At 64.8% G+C, this 16,531-nt stretch carries 19 protein-coding genes; 15 read left to right on the top strand and 4 right to left on the bottom strand.

Annotated elements, in window-relative coordinates:
• The first annotated feature begins 195 nt into the window (after window positions 1–195).
• From AC0L2J_RS10185 to AC0L2J_RS10175, 3 genes are read left to right on the top strand one after another with little or no spacing between them, the layout of a single operon-like run.
• The gene (locus AC0L2J_RS10185) at window positions 196–735 is read left to right on the top strand and encodes a MarR family winged helix-turn-helix transcriptional regulator (protein ID WP_007596846.1); all 540 of its coding nucleotides are present in this window, start codon (window positions 196–198) and stop codon (window positions 733–735) included.
• Window positions 732–1,463: a response regulator gene (locus AC0L2J_RS10180; RefSeq protein WP_035974455.1), complete on the top strand. Its 732-nt coding sequence runs from the start codon at window positions 732–734 to the stop codon at window positions 1,461–1,463. The genes AC0L2J_RS10185 and AC0L2J_RS10180 overlap by 4 nt, the downstream gene beginning before the upstream one ends.
• Before the next feature lie 17 nt (window positions 1,464–1,480).
• On the top strand, window positions 1,481–2,869 hold the full coding sequence (locus AC0L2J_RS10175; protein ID WP_007614856.1) for an ATP-binding protein: 1,389 nt from the start codon (window positions 1,481–1,483) through the stop codon (window positions 2,867–2,869).
• 104 nt (window positions 2,870–2,973) lie between these two features.
• Here the strand turns inward: AC0L2J_RS10175 and AC0L2J_RS10170 are convergent, their stop codons facing one another.
• Together AC0L2J_RS10170 and AC0L2J_RS10165 are read right to left on the bottom strand one after the other, a co-directional pair.
• Window positions 2,974–3,504, bottom strand: a complete 531-nt coding sequence (locus tag AC0L2J_RS10170) for a DUF3617 domain-containing protein (RefSeq protein WP_007614857.1) — start codon at window positions 3,502–3,504, stop codon at window positions 2,974–2,976.
• Between the two features lie 44 nt (window positions 3,505–3,548).
• Window positions 3,549–3,842, bottom strand: coding sequence for a hypothetical protein (locus AC0L2J_RS10165; protein WP_007614858.1), 294 nt, complete (start codon window positions 3,840–3,842; stop codon window positions 3,549–3,551).
• A gap of 182 nt (window positions 3,843–4,024) precedes the next feature.
• On the opposite strand from AC0L2J_RS10165, the gene AC0L2J_RS10160 reads away from it, so the two are divergent.
• The 4 genes from AC0L2J_RS10160 (at window position 4,025) to AC0L2J_RS10145 (ending at window position 6,675) form a co-directional block, all read left to right on the top strand.
• The gene (locus AC0L2J_RS10160; RefSeq protein ID WP_007596853.1) at window positions 4,025–4,489 is read left to right on the top strand and encodes a hypothetical protein; all 465 of its coding nucleotides are present in this window, start codon (window positions 4,025–4,027) and stop codon (window positions 4,487–4,489) included.
• Between the two features lie 115 nt (window positions 4,490–4,604).
• Window positions 4,605–5,297: a ribonuclease T2 family protein gene (locus tag AC0L2J_RS10155; protein WP_007614861.1), complete on the top strand. Its 693-nt coding sequence runs from the start codon at window positions 4,605–4,607 to the stop codon at window positions 5,295–5,297.
• Window positions 5,298–5,349: 52 nt separating this feature from the next.
• Entirely contained in the window at window positions 5,350–6,210 is an 861-nt protein-coding gene (locus AC0L2J_RS10150; protein WP_473389042.1) for a 23S rRNA (adenine(2030)-N(6))-methyltransferase RlmJ, read from the top strand.
• 249 nt (window positions 6,211–6,459) lie between these two features.
• Complete coding sequence (locus tag AC0L2J_RS10145; RefSeq protein WP_007614865.1) at window positions 6,460–6,675, top strand: cold-shock protein; 216 nt, start codon at window positions 6,460–6,462, stop codon at window positions 6,673–6,675.
• A gap of 68 nt (window positions 6,676–6,743) precedes the next feature.
• Here AC0L2J_RS10145 and AC0L2J_RS10140 read toward each other — a convergent pair whose 3' ends face one another.
• Complete coding sequence (locus tag AC0L2J_RS10140) at window positions 6,744–7,367, bottom strand: outer membrane protein (protein WP_007614867.1); 624 nt, start codon at window positions 7,365–7,367, stop codon at window positions 6,744–6,746.
• A 250-nt stretch (window positions 7,368–7,617) separates the two neighbouring features.
• Here AC0L2J_RS10140 and uvrC point away from each other — a divergent pair, with 250 nt between their 5' ends.
• From uvrC to AC0L2J_RS10105, 7 genes are all read left to right on the top strand, one after another.
• Window positions 7,618–9,684: an excinuclease ABC subunit UvrC gene (gene uvrC, locus AC0L2J_RS10135; RefSeq protein ID WP_473389041.1), complete on the top strand. Its 2,067-nt coding sequence runs from the start codon at window positions 7,618–7,620 to the stop codon at window positions 9,682–9,684.
• A 97-nt stretch (window positions 9,685–9,781) separates the two neighbouring features.
• Window positions 9,782–10,399, top strand: a complete 618-nt coding sequence (gene pgsA, locus AC0L2J_RS10130) for a CDP-diacylglycerol--glycerol-3-phosphate 3-phosphatidyltransferase (RefSeq protein WP_007596859.1) — start codon at window positions 9,782–9,784, stop codon at window positions 10,397–10,399.
• A complete protein-coding gene (gene moaD, locus AC0L2J_RS10125) occupies window positions 10,396–10,647 on the top strand; it encodes a molybdopterin converting factor subunit 1 (protein WP_007614873.1) in 252 nt (83 codons plus the stop codon). The genes pgsA and moaD overlap by 4 nt, the downstream gene beginning before the upstream one ends.
• Before the next feature lie 3 nt (window positions 10,648–10,650).
• Entirely contained in the window at window positions 10,651–11,127 is a 477-nt protein-coding gene (locus AC0L2J_RS10120) for a molybdenum cofactor biosynthesis protein MoaE (RefSeq protein ID WP_473247195.1), read from the top strand.
• Window positions 11,127–12,086: a 50S ribosomal protein L3 N(5)-glutamine methyltransferase gene (gene prmB, locus AC0L2J_RS10115; protein ID WP_473389040.1), complete on the top strand. Its 960-nt coding sequence runs from the start codon at window positions 11,127–11,129 to the stop codon at window positions 12,084–12,086. Before AC0L2J_RS10120 ends, prmB begins: the two co-directional genes overlap by 1 nt.
• Before the next feature lie 90 nt (window positions 12,087–12,176).
• Window positions 12,177–12,776, top strand: a complete 600-nt coding sequence (locus AC0L2J_RS10110; protein WP_473389039.1) for a phage holin family protein — start codon at window positions 12,177–12,179, stop codon at window positions 12,774–12,776.
• Window positions 12,777–13,907 (top strand): YihY/virulence factor BrkB family protein, encoded by a 1,131-nt coding sequence (locus AC0L2J_RS10105; protein WP_473389038.1) that lies wholly within the window; start codon window positions 12,777–12,779, stop codon window positions 13,905–13,907.
• Window positions 13,908–13,952: 45 nt separating this feature from the next.
• On the opposite strand, the gene AC0L2J_RS10100 is transcribed toward AC0L2J_RS10105, so the two are convergent.
• Complete coding sequence (locus AC0L2J_RS10100; protein WP_473389037.1) at window positions 13,953–14,792, bottom strand: class I SAM-dependent methyltransferase; 840 nt, start codon at window positions 14,790–14,792, stop codon at window positions 13,953–13,955.
• Window positions 14,793–14,912: 120 nt separating this feature from the next.
• On the opposite strand from AC0L2J_RS10100, the gene AC0L2J_RS10095 reads away from it, so the two are divergent.
• Window positions 14,913–16,475: a winged helix-turn-helix domain-containing tetratricopeptide repeat protein gene (locus tag AC0L2J_RS10095; RefSeq protein WP_473389036.1), complete on the top strand. Its 1,563-nt coding sequence runs from the start codon at window positions 14,913–14,915 to the stop codon at window positions 16,473–16,475.
• Window positions 16,476–16,531 lie beyond the last annotated feature (56 nt).

Here is a 16,531-nt window from a genome sequence, read left to right as displayed (position 1 = left end):
GCTTTTGCGGAAGACGGAAGTCCAGTATGTTTTGCCGAAATGCCGTTCGACAATCGCACGGTAGATCTGCTCCGGCCGTCTCCGCCTGTCCGGCCCACTGCGGCCGCCGTGCTTCGATGCCCCACCCGACGCGAAACGATCTAAAATTTCGTACGGGCTGATCGTTTTGTAACATTGAACCCAAGATACGTCAATATGCCTGACATAAATTTCGCGACTCCTTCTCAAGACGCTGCCGGGCCGCGGCCGGCCGCAGACGACGGAGGCAATTTGCGCTGGGATATCATCGAACTGCTGTTCTTCGCCTATCGCGATTTCGTCGGCGATCCCGACCAGGAGCTGGAGGCGTTCGGCTTCGGCCGGGCCCATCACCGCGTCATGCACTTTGTCTATCGTTATCCCGGCCTCAAGGTCGCCGACCTCCTCGACGTCCTGCGCATCACCAAGCAATCGCTCGGCCGGGTACTCAAGCAGCTCCTGGACGAGGGCTATATCGTGCAGAAGACCGGCGACAATGATCGCCGCCAACGCCTGCTGTTTGCGACACCGAAGGGCGAGGCGCTGGTGCAGAAGCTCGCCGGCCTCCAGACCACGCGCATCACCAAGGCGCTTGCCGAGATGGCGCCGCAGGATGCCGAGACCGTCAAGCGCTTCCTGCGCGCGATGATCGACCGCGACGATCCGGACAAGGTGCTGGAGACGATCTTTGCCACCGTCAATCAAGACAAGGAGTGACCGTGCCGCTCGCTGCCACGCTCGCACGCCCGCCGGCACGTCCCGCCGACGATGCCCCGCATCTCCTCCTGGTCGATGACGACCGCCGTATCCGCGATCTGCTCTCGCGCTTCCTTGCCGGCGAAGGCTATCGCGTCTCGACCGCCGCCAGCGCCAGCGACGCCCGTTCCAAGCTTTTGGGCCTGAACTTCGACCTCTTGATCCTGGATGTCATGATGCCCGGCGAGACCGGCTTCGATCTCGCCCGTTTCATCCGCACCTCGTCCTCAGTGCCGATCGTGATGCTGACGGCGCGGCACGAAGCCGAGGCGCGCATCGAGGGCCTGCAGATCGGCGCCGACGATTACGTCGCAAAGCCGTTCGAGCCGCGCGAGCTTGCGCTGCGCATCAACAACATCCTCAAGCGCGCCGCGCCGCCGCCACAGGCCGCTGCGGTGGAGAAGATCGCGTTTGGCCCGTACATTTATCACCTCGAGCGCGGTGAACTGCGCCAGGGCGAAGACGTCATTCACCTGACCGACCGCGAGCGCGAGATGCTGCGGATTCTGTCGGAGACACCGGGCGAGACCGTGCCGCGCAGCGCGCTGACCGGCAATGGCAGCGTCAACGAGCGCGCCGTCGACGTGCAGATCAACCGCCTGCGGCGCAAGATCGAGACCGATCCCGCCAATCCGCTATTCCTCCAGGCCGTGCGCGGCATCGGCTACCGGCTGGTAGCCTCGCCATAAAGAGTGAAGCGCCACCGATGAGCACGATCGATACCGGCCTGACGCTTTTGAAGAGCGCCGCCGGCCGCGTCTCCGCCGCCAATGGCTGGATGGGCAACGCGTTCAAGGGCTGGATGCCGACCGGCCTCTACGCGCGTGCGCTGCTGATCATGATCGTGCCGATGGTGATCCTGCAATCGGTCGTCGCCTTCGTGTTCATGGAGCGGCACTGGAACACGGTGACACGGCGCCTGTCGGCCGCCGTAGTGCAGGACATCGCCGCGCTGATCGATGTCTACAAGGGCTATCCGCAAGACAAGGATCGTGACCAGATCCGCCGCATCGCGCAGCAGCGCCTCGGCCTCGTCGTCGATTTCCTCCCGGCCGGCGACATGCCGCCGCCGGGACCAAAGCCGTTCTTCTCGCTGCTCGACCAGACGCTGTCGGTGCAGCTCGGCCGCCAGATCGGGCGCTCCTTCTGGATCGACACGGTCGGCCGCTCCAACCTCGTCGAGATCCGGATCCAGCTCGACGACGCCGTGATGCGCGTGTTCGCGCAGCGCAGCGCCGCCTATGCCTCGAACTCGGAGATCTTCCTGTTCTGGATGGTCGGAACGTCCTCGATCCTGCTGATCGTCGCGGTGCTATTCCTGCGCAACCAGATCAAGCCGATCCTGCGACTTGCCGACGCCGCCGAAAGTTTTGGCAAGGGCCGGGAGGCGCCGAATTTCCGCCCGCGCGGCGCGCGCGAGGTGCGGCGCGCGTCGGTCGCCTTCCTCGAAATGAAATCGCGCATCGAGCGGACGATGGAGCAGCGCACCGCGATGCTCGCCGGCGTCAGCCACGATCTGCGCACGATCCTGACGCGGTTCAAGCTCGAGCTGGCGCTGATCGGCGACAGCCCCGAGATGGAGGGCATGCGCAAGGACGTCGACGAGATGTCGATGATGCTCGAGGACTACCTCGCGTTTGCCCGCGGCGATTCCGGCGAGCAGTCGCAGCCAACCGACATGGCGCAGGCGCTCGAGGAGCTGCGCAGCGACGCCGAGCGCCACGGCCACATTGCGACCGTCGCGTTCAACGGACTGCCCGTGGTCACGGTGAAGCCGGCCTCGTTCAAGCGCTGCCTCGCCAACCTCGTCACCAACGCCGCTCGCTATGGCAAGAGCATCGCCATCACCGGCCAGCGCGATCACCGTTATTTGACAGTGACGGTCGACGACGACGGGCCGGGCATTCCCGCCCATCTGCGTGAAGAGGTTTTCAAGCCGTTCCTGCGGCTGGACAACGCCCGCAACCAGGACGAAGGCGGCACCGGCCTCGGCCTCGCGATCGCCCGCGACATCGCCCGTTCGCATGGCGGCGACATCACGCTTGGCGACAGCCCGATGGGGGGATTAAGGGCGAGCGTGCGGATACCGGTGTAGCTGATGTAGCCCGGATGGAGCGAAGCGCAATCCGGGATTCCTTCTTCGCGATCGACGCACCGGTCCCGGATTTCGCTTCGCTCCATCCGGGCTACGATCTCACCCTATTTCGGCAACAGCGCCTTGAGCTTGTCCATGTCGCGTACGTTCATCTTGAAGCCGCCGGGCATCACGATATCGCCGGGCTTCTGGTCCGGCTTGCAGGCCCCCAGCCATTTCGCTTCGAGCTGCATGCTCGTGTCGCGGCCTGCCGTGCCGGCGGCGCCGCCTTGCGCGTGCGACGACGTCTTCACCGTATAGGCCGAATTGAAATCGCCGGTGATCTCAGCATGCGAGGTCGTGCTGATGCCGGCGACATTGCATTCGGAATCGCTGACATAGCCGGTTGCGGTCTTCTTGATGTCCTGCTTGGCGCAGATCTGCTTGGCCATCGGGGAGACGTTGTTGTTCATCTCCTTGTCGACGGTCTCGTCGGTGCAGTGCTGCATGGTCATCTCGGGCACCGGCGTGCCGGTCCTGATCATCTTCAATTCCCACAGGCCCGCCTTGCGCACCGGCAGGTCGTCAGCCCGGGCGCTGCCTGCCGACAAGACGAGGCAAAGGGCGGAGCCGAGCAAAGCGAGTTTGCGCGTCATGTGGGAAGCTCCCGGCTGCGAGATAGCGGCGTTGCGAAAGCGCCTCAGTAGAGCGTGCGGATCGGCTGGTCGGCGGCGCCATAGGGCACCCAGCGGCAGGAGAACGAGATGTAGCCGCCCTCATAGGCCTGCATCGCCAGGAATTTGGCGACCTTGCCATAGCGCGCACAGTGATCGACCGCGACCTGCCGCGCATCGACCTGGGTTGCCATTGAATAGGCGATGATGCCGCCGGTGTCGTTGCCCTTGAACGGAGGCACCGGAAGGAGATCGGCGCGCGCCGACTGGCTCGCCAACATACCCAGGGCAAGTAGGCCCGCGGCCGCAATGATTCGCATTCCCGTCACTCCGATTGGTTGGTGGCAGTTTACGGTGCCGGCGCGGCGGTGGAAAGAACGGAAGACCCCTCTAACGCAGCATTGCGGTCAACTCGTCGGCAAGTGTTGCAGCGCTGCACTTGACCTCCCCCGGCCTTCGCGGCACCGTCCGACCCTCGCAGATCATGCTGTCTGGATTGCCCATGCGCGCCTCGACCTTCCTGAAATCGCTCCGCTTTGCCGCCGTGCTCGGCCTTCTGTTCGGGGCGCTGTCGCTCGGCGAGGCCAGGGCCGCCAATCCGCTGGAGCTGAATTTCTGGCTGAGCGGGCCGCGCTATGACGGCAACGTCTCCGAATGCGACAGGGCGCTGCCGACGATCGCCTCCCAGTTCTGGGAGAAGGAAAGCTCGTTCTGGAATTCCTCGTTGAAGATCACCGGCTTCTCCGCGGTTCACGAGACTGCGTTCCGGCCCTGGGCGTCCGACAACATTCCCCGCCGCTATTGCACCGGCGAAGCCATGCTCACCGATGGCAAGCTGCGCAAGGTGCATTTCTCGATCGTCGAGGATGGCGGCTTCGCCGGCTACGGCCAGGGCGTCGAATGGTGCGTGGTCGGGCTCGACCGCAACTGGGCCTACAACCCGGCCTGCCGCGCCGCCAAGCAATAATTGCTCTGATCCGGACCGATCAGGCGGCCGACCGACGGTCGCCCCGCATTTTGTTCTTGAAATGTTCTTATCGCCTGCTAGGCTCGTCTGCACAGTCTAGTTGAGGGGCGTCGCCATGTTTCATTCCAGATTGCATTCGTTCTCCCGCCTGATGATCTCGCTGACGCTTGCGGCCGGGCTGGCTGTATTGGCCGGTGGCGCCAAGGCCCAGGACAAGCGGCAGAACACGCCCGGCGAATTCGATTTTTATGTGCTGTCGCTGTCGTGGTCGCCCTCCTTCTGCGAAGAGGCGGCGGAGCGCGGCGGCCGCTCGCAGATCCAGTGCAGCGGACGGCCCTACGCCTTCGTGGTGCATGGTCTGTGGCCGCAATATGAGAACGGTTTCCCGGAATATTGCCAGCGGCCGTCGCCGCGGCTGAACCGCAGCATCGTTTCCTCCATGCTCGATCTGATGCCGGCGCCGGGTCTGATCTTCAACGAATGGGACAAGCACGGCACCTGCTCGGGGCTCGCCGACCGCAGCTATTTCGAGACGATCCGGAAGGCACGCGCCGCGATCAAGATTCCGGCCGAATATCTCGATCTGTCGCAGGCCAAGACCGTGGCGCCGGCGGAGGTGGAGGAAGCCTTCATCAAGGCCAATCCGGGCCTCAGCAATGCCGCCGTCTCGATCACCTGCAACCGGACGCGGCTATCGGAAGTCCGCATCTGCCTCAGCAAGGACCTGCAATTCCGCGCCTGCGAGGAGATCGACCGCCGCGCCTGCCGCCGCGACCAGGTGACGATGCCGCCGATCCGGGGTGGCTAGCCCAGGCGTCGTGCCTCTTTGCTCGGGCCGTCACGTGGCGTAGTGCTCTTGCATGAATTACCGCCACGCCTTTCATGCCGGCAGCTTCGCCGATGTCATCAAACACATCGTGCTGGCGCGCATCATCACCTATCTCCAGGACAAGCCGGGCGCGTTCCGCGTCATCGACACCCATGCCGGCGCCGGCCTTTACGATCTCGAAAGCGATGAGGCGCGCCGCGGCGGCGAGTGGCTGACGGGCATTGCGCGGCTGATGCAGGCGCGGCTGTCGAATGACGCCATGGCGCTCACCAAGCCCTATCTCGACATCGTCCGCGCCTTCAATCCGAAAGGCGAGCTCAAGGCCTATCCGGGCTCGCCGCTGATCGCGCGCGGCCTGCTGAGGCCGCAGGACCGCCTCTTGCTCTGCGAGCTCGAGCCGAAGGCGCGCAAGGCGCTGATCGGCGTGCTGCGCCGCGACGAACAGGCCCGCGTGGTCGACCTCGACGGCTGGATGGCGCTGCCGGCTTTCGTGCCGCCGAAGGAACGGCGTGGGCTCGTGCTGATCGACCCGCCGTTCGAGGCCAAGGACGAGTTCGAAAAGCTCGGCGAGGCCTTCTCGGCGGCTTTCGCGAAATGGCCGACCGGTATCTATGTAATCTGGTATCCCGCCAAGAGCCGGCGCGCCACCGACGCGCTGGTGCAATCAGTGGCGCGGCTCGCAGCCGCAGCAAAGCCGCCGGGAAAATGCCTGCGCCTAGAATTCAGCGTGGCGCCGCAGGCCGACGGCGCAACTCTCACCTCCACCGGGCTCTTGATCGTCAATCCTCCTTACACGCTGCAGGGCGAGCTCAAGACGATCCTGCCCGAGCTGGAAATGCCGCTCGGCCAGGGTGGTGCTGCCAGATTCCGATTAGAAGTGCCGAGACCGTAACACTCCGGCATCTTGGGAAAAATATGCAGGAGCGGTAGTCAATCTGCAGAGAACCGTATTATGCTGTTGCAGTGACTGGCTTTACGTTCCGCTTCCGCGAATGGTTGCGGCGGAGTGAAGGCCTAAGAAAGATCCAGTCGGACCGAATGGTCTGCCCAAGGATGGCCAGCTCCCGGGCTTCGTAAGGCCCGGTCATGTCGTGACGTGCGTCTGCGTCACGACGGAGGAGCAATGAGGGGGAGTTTCCCGATGGCCATGACGGGAACGGTCAAGTTTTTCAACGGTGAGCGCGGCTACGGATTCATCAAACCGGACGACGGGGGCCGCGACGTCTTCGTGCATATTACTGCTGTGGAGCGGGCCGGACTGAAGGACCTCGCCGAAGGACAGCGCATTACTTTCGAAGTCGAACCGGACAAGAAGGGCAAGGGGCCGAAGGCGGTCGATTTGGTCATCCTTCCCTAGCGCGCCTGGCGAAAAAAATCCCGGCCGCAAGCGGCCGGGAGGTTGGTCCGGTATTTTCTTCTTAGCTATCAGAAGCGATAGTTCACGCCTGCGCGCACAACGCTGGCGCTATAGCCGTTTGACACGCCCGTAATCGCGAACTGGCTCGTCGACAGATCGATATAGAGATATTCGAGCTTGGCGCTCCAGTTCGGCGCGAACCCGACTTCCGCGCCGGCACCGATGGTCCAGCCGGCGCTGGTGTGCGACTCGGTCCAGCCGAACGTCTGCGCGCGCAGCTCGCCGAAGGCGAGGCCCGCCGTGCCGTAGAACAGCACGTTGCTGAAGGCGTAGCCGGCGCGGCCACGCAGGGTGCCGAACCACGGATTGGAGAACTTCCACGGCGCGAAGGTGTCGTCGGCACCGGCGGCCTGGATGTCGCCCTCGACACCGAACACCCATGGGCCGTTCTGGAAATTGTAGCCGGCCTGAACGCCGCCGACGAAGCCTGACGGCTTTGCGGGATTGTTGCTCACCGAACCCCATTCGTAGCCGAGATTGGCGCCAAGATACGGACCAGCCCAGCTATAGGCATTGAGCGGCTGATTGACCGTGTAAGGCGCACGCTGCCCGTAATTGAGATCGGCGGCCTCTGCCGAAGCCGTCCAGCCGACTGCAGCCAACGCGGCTGCGCCCACAACGAGCCCCTTCATCACACACTCCAACGCAACTGCCGTCACCGCTGCGGTGCCCACGCCGCCGCGCGAGGCAAAACCGCATGGTTACGGAACCATCCCTTTTTCGCGTAAGATTTATCGAGAGTTTTAAGTTAAAGGCCTGTTAAGCCGGGTTACCGCGCTGTTAACAGGCTTAAGCAAGCGTTACCGGGAACTGCGCCGCCATCCTGTGCGTGCGGCACGGCCGGAACTTCAAATCGGCACCCGCAGCGCCTAGATTCGCACCATGGTTCACGATTCCCCCGACAATCCGGACGACGCACGCGCGCGCAAACCCGTGCGCGGCAACGCGCCCGACGTCCCGCCCCAGGAAACGGAAGCGGCGCCCGACCTCGATCCCGCCACCGCGAACGGCGACGACGAGGACGATGCGCGGCTGCCGGACATCCTGGAAGAGAGCGGCACCGTCGGCGAAGAGCCGCTGGCGACCGGCCACGAGGCGATCGAACGCGCGGTCCGCCTCGCTCCCACCTCGCCCGGCGTCTATCGCATGCTCAATGCGAACGCCGACGTGCTCTATGTCGGCAAGGCCAAGAACGTCAAAAAGCGCCTGTCGAACTATGCGCGCCAGAGCGCGCCGCAGCCGGCGCGCATCCTGCGCATGATCGCCGCCACAGTGACCGTGGAAATCATCTCGACCCACACCGAGACCGAAGCGCTGCTGCTGGAAGCCAACCTCATCAAGCAGCTTCGGCCGCGCTTCAATGTGCAGCTGCGCGACGACAAGTCGTTTCCCTATATCCTGATCACGGGCGACCATTGGGCGCCGCAGATCCTGAAGCATCGCGGCGCGCAGACGCGGCCCGGTCGCTATTTCGGCCCGTTCGCCTCGGCCGGCGCCGTCAACCGCACCATCACCGCACTTCAGCGCGCGTTCCTGATCCGCTCCTGCACGGATTCCTTCTTCGAGAGCCGGTCGCGGCCCTGCCTGCTCTACCAGATCCGCCGTTGCGCCGGCCCCTGCACCCGCGAGATCGACTTCCCCGGCTACACGACCCTGGTGCGCGAGGCGAGCGACTTCCTGTCCGGCAAGAGCCATGCGGTGAAGCAGGAGCTTGCTAGCGAGATGGAGAAGGCCTCCGGCGAGCTCGAATTCGAGAGCGCCGCGCTCTACCGCGACCGCCTTGCTGCGCTCTCCGCGATCCAGTCGCAGCAGGGCATCAATCCGCGCACGGTGGAAGAAGCCGACGTGTTCGCCATCCACCAGGAGGGCGGCTTCTCATGCGTCGAGGTGTTCTTCTTCCGCACCGGGCAGAACTGGGGCAACCGCGCCTATTTCCCGCGCGCGGAGAAGACGTATACGCCGGAAGAGGTGCTCGGCTCCTTCCTCGCCCAGTTCTATGACGACAAGCCGCCGCCGAGGAACATCCTGCTCTCACACGAGATCGAGGAGAGCGAGCTGCTCGGCAACGCGCTGTCGATCAAGGCCGGCCGCAAGGTCGAGGTATCCACGCCGAAGCGCGGCGAGAAGAAGGAGCTCGTCACCCACGCGCTCACCAACGCGCGCGAGGCCCTGGGCCGCAAGCTCGCGGACACCGCGACGCAGAGCCGCCTGCTGGACGCCATGGCCACGACCCTGAGCCTGCCGCATGCGCCGAAGCGGATCGAGGTCTACGACAACAGCCACATCCAGGGCACCAACGCGGTCGGCGCCATGATCGTCGCCGGCCCGGACGGTTTTGTGAAAAACCAGTACCGCAAGTTCAACATCAAGTCGGAAGGGATCACGCCGGGCGACGACTTCGCGATGATGCGCGAGGTGCTGGAGCGCCGCTTCAAGCGCCTGATCAACCCACCCGAAGATGGCGCGGCCAAAGCCAAGGACGACGACCTCCCGCAATGGCCCGATCTCGTGATCATCGACGGCGGCCGCGGCCAGCTCAACGCGGTCCGGGAAATCTTTGCAAATCTCGGCCTGACCCAGGTGGCGCTGATGTCGGTGGCCAAGGGGCCGGACCGGGATGCCGGCCGCGAGACCCTGTTCATGCCGGAGCGCGAGGCGATCAAGCTGGAGCCGCGCGACCCCGTGCTCTATTTCATCCAGCGGCTGCGGGACGAGGCGCACCGCTTCGTCATCGGCTCACACCGCAAGCTGCGCAAGAAGGACATCCGCGAGGCCGGCTTGCAGGAGATTCCGGGCATCGGTCCGTCACGCAAACGTGCCTTGCTGCACCATTTCGGAACCCTGAAGGAGATCGAACGGGCTTCGATCACCGATCTCGGCAAGGTTCCGGGGGTGAGCGCCGAGAGCGCTCGCAGGATTTTCGAGTATTTCCATCCCCAGCCGGGGTGAAATAAAGGGGGGCCGCGGTCATATGGTCGTCGCATCCCGCACCCCATTTGGGAGCGGAACGGTTGACCTTCACGCTGCAGCGGTATTGGTAGGACGGATGAACATCGCCACGACACGAGGGACGACCAGCCGCGCGATGTCCCTCCCGAACATCCTGACCTACGGCCGGATCGCCGCGATCCCGGTCGTGGTCGGGTGCATCTACGCACAGTCGATCATGGACGGCCCGCTGTGGCTGCGCTGGGTCGCGGTCGCCATTTTCATCGCGGCTGCGGTCACCGACTACCTCGACGGCTATTACGCGCGGATCTGGAATCAACAATCGGCGTTCGGCCGGATGCTCGATCCGATCGCCGACAAGCTTCTGGTCGCCTCGTGCCTGCTGATGCTGGCCGCCGACGGCATCATTCACGGCTGGTCGCTGTGGGCCGCCATCGTGATCCTGTGCCGCGAGATCCTGGTCTCGGGCCTGCGCGAATATCTTGCCGCGTTGCGCGTCAGCGTGCCCGTGACCAAGCTTGCGAAATGGAAGACGACGGTTCAGCTCATCGCCATCGGCTTCCTGCTGGCTGGTCCGGCCGGCGATGAGGTCGTGCCCATGGTCTCGATGATCGGACTGGCGCTGCTCTGGGCCTCGGCGATCCTCACCATGTACACCGGCTACGACTATTTCGGCGCCGGCATCCATCACCTCATCAAGGAGGATGAGGGATGAAGGTGAAGTACTTCGCCTGGGTGCGCGAGCGCATCGGCAAGGCCGAGGAGACCATCGAGCCGCCCGCGACCGTGCGCACCGTGGAAGAGCTGATCGCCTGGCTATCCGGCCAAAGCGAAGCCTACGCCTACGCATTCGAGAAGCCGAAGGTGATCCGCGCCGCGATCGACCATGCCCACGTCAAGTCGGACGCCGCGATCGCGGGCGCTCGCGAGATCGCGTTCTTCCCGCCGATGACCGGCGGCTAGGCCATGCCCGTCACCACCTGCCCGGTCACCATCCGTATCCAGCAAGACGATTTCGACATCGCGCGCGAGATCGCGGTGCTGACCGGGAACCGCACCGACATCGGTGCGGTCGTGAGCTTTTCGGGCATCTGCCGCGGCGACGAGGACAGCGCGAAGATCGCCGCGCTCTCGCTCGAGCACTATCCGGGCATGGCCGAGGAAGAGATCAGGCGCCATGCCGATGAGGCCACCTCGCGCTGGCCCCTCAACGGCGTCACGGTGATCCATCGCGTCGGCCGTTTTATGCCCGGCCAGAACATCGTGCTGGTGCTGACCGCCTCGCAGCACCGCCAGGCAGCGTTCCAGGCAGCCGAGTTCCTGATGGATTATCTCAAGACCAACGCGCCGTTCTGGAAGAAGGAAGAGAGCGCCACCGGCACCGGCTGGGTCGAGGCCCAGACCCGCGACGACGAAGCCGCCGCACGCTGGACCCGATCCTGATGGCAACAACGTCCAAAAAGACCGTGCGCGGCCGCGCCGCGCCAAAGCTCGCGAAAGTGGGCCGCGGCGAGCTTCTCACGCTGATCGATTTCGTCCGCTATGCGGTCAGCCGCTTCAATGAGGCCAAGCTCGCCTTTGCCCATGGCACGCCCGATCCGGTCGCGGAAGCGGCCTTCCTGGTCTGTGAAGCCCTGCATCTGCATCCCGAGCAGTTCGAGATTTTTGCCAACGCGCGCGTCACGGCCGCCGAGGGCAGGACCATTGTCGATCTCATCCATCAGCGCGTCACCACCCGCAGACCGGCCGCGTATCTCGTCAACAAGATCTACATGCGCGGCCTGCCGTTCTATGTCGACGAGCGCGTCATCGTTCCGCGCTCCTTCATCGGTGAGCTCTTGGAATCGCATTTCGGCGGAGACGGCGAAGCCGGCTCGCTGATCGACGACCCCAGCGCGGTCGAGCGGGTGCTCGATCTCTGCACGGGATCGGGATGCCTCGCGATTCTGGCCGCGCATCATTTTCCGAACGCCACGATCGACGCCGTCGATATCTCGAAGGGCGCGATCGACGTCGCCAGACGAAATGTCGGCGAATACGGGCTCGATGACCGCATCAGCCTGCATCGCGGCGACCTGTTCGCCCCGCTCGGTGACGCCAAATACGACCTGATCATCACCAACCCGCCCTATGTCGATGCCGAAGGCATGGCGGCGCTGCCGCCGGAGTGCCGGGCCGAGCCGAAGCTCGCCTTTGACGGCGGCGCCGACGGTCTCGACGTGGTGCGCCGGATCCTGCGCGACGCGCCCGGCCACCTGACGCCGGATGGTGGGCTGATCTGCGAGATCGGCCGCGGCCGCGAATTGGTCGACGAGGCCTTTCCCGAACTGCCGCTGCTCTGGCTCGACACCGAGGACTCCGAGGGCGAAGTGTTCTGGATCGCGGCAGCCGATCTCGGCTGATCCATTGCGGCGGCCGACCTCGTTCGGAACAAGTCAAATACCGCCACGTTCATCCCCCGACGAATTTTCTCGCACTCGGAGGATAACCGCATGCTTGCGCCATCGGGCGAATTGCTGCGCGCCGGCGTCGCGCTCAAGCTCAACCATCTCAAGCGCGCCGCCCAGTCCTATGCCCGTGACCGGAGCAATCAGGCCACAGGGCGCATGACGTCGTACGCGACTGCGGCCGGACTTCTCGCGGTTGCGGGCTTGTTCGTCGTCGCAGCCTTCTTCGTCGGCCTGATCGCGCTCTACCGCTGGGTTGCAATCCATTACGGGCAATTCTGGGGGTTCGGCGCCGTTGGCGGCGTGCTTCTGATCCTGGCCGCCTCCTGCGCCGGCGTGGCCATGGCCCAGATGAAGCGCAAGACCAAGCCGATCGTGCCGCTCGCCAGCCGCCTGCGCGTGGCGATCGCCACCCCGCGCATCCCGCGCGGAACGGTGAAACAGGCGGTGAAAGAGGTCGCCACGACAATTCCCCTGGCGCCGCTCGCGCCGGGCGAACGAGGACATCAACCAGGACATGGCGGCAGCACGTGGCCGGCTCGGTCCAACCGGCCCGTGCAACTCGGGCTGATGCTCGCGGCCGTTGGGCTGGTCGGGCTCACGGCCGCGCGCCGGCGGCGTAACGGCCACGGAGCGGAGACCTGAATGCCTATGCGGCGCGCCGAACAATTTGACAGCTGGCTGTTAGTGGCAGCCACGACCGTGTTCGTGCTCACCGCGGAACGGTATTTCCAGGATTCCGGCATGGTCCGGCCGGGACCTCCGCAAGACCACCGCAAAGGCGAGGCGAATTCGCCGGAAACGAGCCCGACGGGTGCCGCCTCGCAGCCCGGCCGCGGCCGCCGCGCGAAAAGCCCGTTCGCGATCCCTTGGGCAGGCTGGAAGGACGTCTTCTGGCGCACCTATCAGCGCATCGACGACGATCGCCTGCTCGCGACCGCCGGCGGCGTCGTCTTTTTCGGGCTGCTCGCGATCTTTCCCGCGATCACGGCTCTGGTTTCGTTCTATGGCCTGTTCGCCGACCCCTCGACGATCAGTTCCAACCTGCAATCGCTCGCGATGATGCTGCCCGAAGGCGCATTCCAGATCGTCGAGGACCAGGTCGCCCGGGTCGTGTCGAACGGCGGCGCGACCCTTGGTTTCACTTTCCTGTTTGGCCTCGTCCTCGCGATCTGGAGCGCCAATGCCGGCGTCAAGGCCATCTTCGACGCCATCAACGTCGCCTATGAAGAGCGTGAAAAGCGCAGCTTCATCCGGCTGAACTCAGTCTCACTGGCTTTCACGGTCGGTGGCATCGTTGCCCTGCTGCTGATGGTGGGCGCCGTCGTTGCCTTCCCGCTCGCGCTCAATCACCTCGGCATGGCGCCCGAAAGCAAGACGATCGTGGCGCTGGCGCGATGGCCGGTGCTGTTCGTCATTCTTCTTGCGGCGCTCGCCGTCCTCTACCGCTTCGCGCCCAGCCGCGACGCCCCGCGCTGGCAATGGCTGAGCCCCGGCGCAGTGACCGCCGCGATCCTCTGGATCGCCGGCTCGGCGCTGCTGTCCTGGTATCTGTCCGAATTCGCCAATTACAATGCGACCTACGGCTCGCTCGGCGCTGCGATCGGTTTGATGATGTGGATGTGGATGTCGGCCATCGTCATCATGTTCGGGGCCGAGCTGAATTCGGAGATCGAACGGCAGACCCTGCGCGACACGACCACGGGGGCGCCCAAGCCGCTTGGCACCCGCCAGGCCGTCTCGGCCGACACGGTCGGCGCCGCAGTGCCATCCTGACGCGATGGTCAGGCCGAAGCCGGCCTGACCATGTCTCGACCACAATCAACGCTTGGTGATCACCGCCTCCAGATATTCGCTGTGCACGACCACCGTGCCGTCATCGGCATGATTGAACTCACCGAGCAGGGTCATGAGATCGTGCCGCAGCGCGGCCTGGCTGGTCTCGTCGAGCGCCGCAAAGGCCTTCAGCATCGGGCCATAATAGGATTTGAAGACGTCGAGCCAGTGGTCGGGCGAGCGATAGCGGAACACGAACATGCGCGGCTCGGCTGCGATATCCGAGGCCGCGCCGCCGAACATTTCCTCAAGTCGAGCCTGCGTGCCCCACAGCGCCGGCGACTTCACACCGGCCGGCGGCGGCAAATGCTTGCCGATAACCTTGAACAGCTGGCCGATGAAGCCCTGCGGCGTCCAGTTGGCAAGGCCGATCTTGCCGCCGGATTTGCAGACCCGCGCGAGCTCGGAGGCCGCCTGGTCCTGGTCGGGCGTGAACATCACGCCGAAGGTCGAGAGCACGACATCGTAGCTCGCATCGGCAAAGGGGAGCGCTTCGGCGTCCGCTTCGCGAAATTCGACCGTCAGATGGTCCGCCGTCGCCCGCTCCTGTCCACGCTCGAGCAGCGCCGGCACGTAATCGGTGGATGTCACGTCGCACCAGCGTCGTGCGGCGGCCAGCGTCGCATTACCATTGCCGGCGGCGACATCCAGCACCTTGCTGCCGGCACGTAAATCCAAGGCTTCACAGAGCTGCTCTCCGACGATCTGCAAGGTGGTGCCGACGATGGCATAGTCGCCGGACGACCACGCAACGTGCTGACGCTGCTTGACGGCAGCAAGATCGGGTTGGACGGCGGTCGGCTTGAGGGCGGCGGATGTCGACATGGCAATCTCCTGCGGTTGAAAACGCCGGGACGATAGGGCGCATCTGGCCTTCTGGCCTTGAGACCGGCATTATTTTAGGCTGAGAGCACCTTGATTTCCGAGTGTGGACCGGGGCGCAGCGTGGCGTACCAATTTGAGGATTTCATGCTCGATTCCGAGCGCCGCGAGCTGCGGCGGTCGGGTGCGCTCGTCTCCCTTGAGCCCCAGGTGTTCGACCTTCTGCTCTATCTGGTCCGCAACCGCGAGCGCGTGGTGACGCGGGACAATCTGCTCGATGCGATTTGGAACGGCCGCGTCGTCTCGGAATCGACACTGACCAGCCGGATCAACGCTGCGCGGCGCGCGGTCGACGACACTGGCGAGCAGCAGCGGTTGATCCGCACCATTGCGCGCAAGGGCGTGCGGTTCGTCGGCGAGGTGACTGAGCTCACCGGGGCGACAAACCCGGCTGGTGCGATCAAGCCGGCTGCTCCGACACCGGCAGGCTTGCCGCTGCCCGACCGCCCCGCGATCGCCGTCCTGCCCTTCACCAATATGAGCGGCGAGGCCGAGCAGGATTATTTCTCAGACGGCATCAGCGAGGACGTCATCACGGCGCTGTCGAAGCTGCGATGGTTCTTCGTCATCGCGCGCAACTCCTCCTTCATCTACAAGGGCCGCACGGTTCACCTGCGACAAATCGCCGAGGAGCTCGGCGTGCGTTATGTCGTGGAGGGCAGCGTTCGCAAGGAGGGCGACCGCGTCCGCATCACCGCGCAGCTCAACGACACCGCCACCGGCAGCCATCTCTGGGCCGAACGCTATGACCGCAAGCTCGCCGATGTCTTCGCCGTGCAGGACGAGATCACCGAACACATCGTCGCCGCGATCGAGCCGCAGCTCTACGCTGCGGAAAATTTTCGCGCCCAGCGCAAGGCGCCCGAGAGCATGGATGCCTGGGATCTGCTGATGCGCGCGCTCTCCCACTATTGGCGCGTGACACGGCAGGACCACCTGGTCGCACAGGCCCTGCTCGAAAAGGCCATCGCACTCGACCCCAACTACGGCAAGGCGCTCGGACTGCTCGGCACCAGCTACATGTTCACGGCGCATATGGGCTGGATGGATATGACCACGGCAATGCCGGCCGCCGAGCGTGCGGCGCGGGCTGCGATTCGCGCCGATAACGAGGATGCCTGGGCCCATAATGCGCTCGGCCATGTCGATCTGTTCGCGCGGCGATTCGACGATTCGCTTGCCGAATTCGAGACCGCGCTGCGGCTCAATCCAAACTTTGCGCTGGCGCAGGGCTATTATGGCCTGGCGCTGAGCTATTGCGGGCGCTGGCAGGATGCCGACGAGGCCGCGCGCCGCGCCATCCGTCTCAGTCCGCGCGACCCCTATGCTCCCGTCTATTTCGGCATCGCCGCCTATGCCCGTTTTCTTGGCGGCGACGACGAGGAGGCCATCCGGCTCGCCCAGGAGGCCTTGCGCCAGCGTAGCGACTTCGTCGGCGCGCACCGGGTGCTGACCGCGGCCGCCGGCATGGCGGGTCACGGCGAGATTGCCCGTGCGGCGCTGAAGGAACTCCGCCGCGCCCAGCCGAACGTCTCGCTCGCCTGGATCGCAGAGTTCATGCCGATCAAGCTCGCCCCCGACCGCGAGCGCTATCTGGAAGGTTTTCGCCGGGCCGGCCTGACTTGAGCCGCAAGAGAGCCGCTATCCCCTCGAATCAACAATGATGTTAAGCTCATGCCGCT

Source organism: Bradyrhizobium sp. MV1.5 (assembly GCF_055807615.1).
Note: the sequence above shows the minus strand (reverse complement) of the source record. Positions and strands in the feature narration are given on the sequence as shown.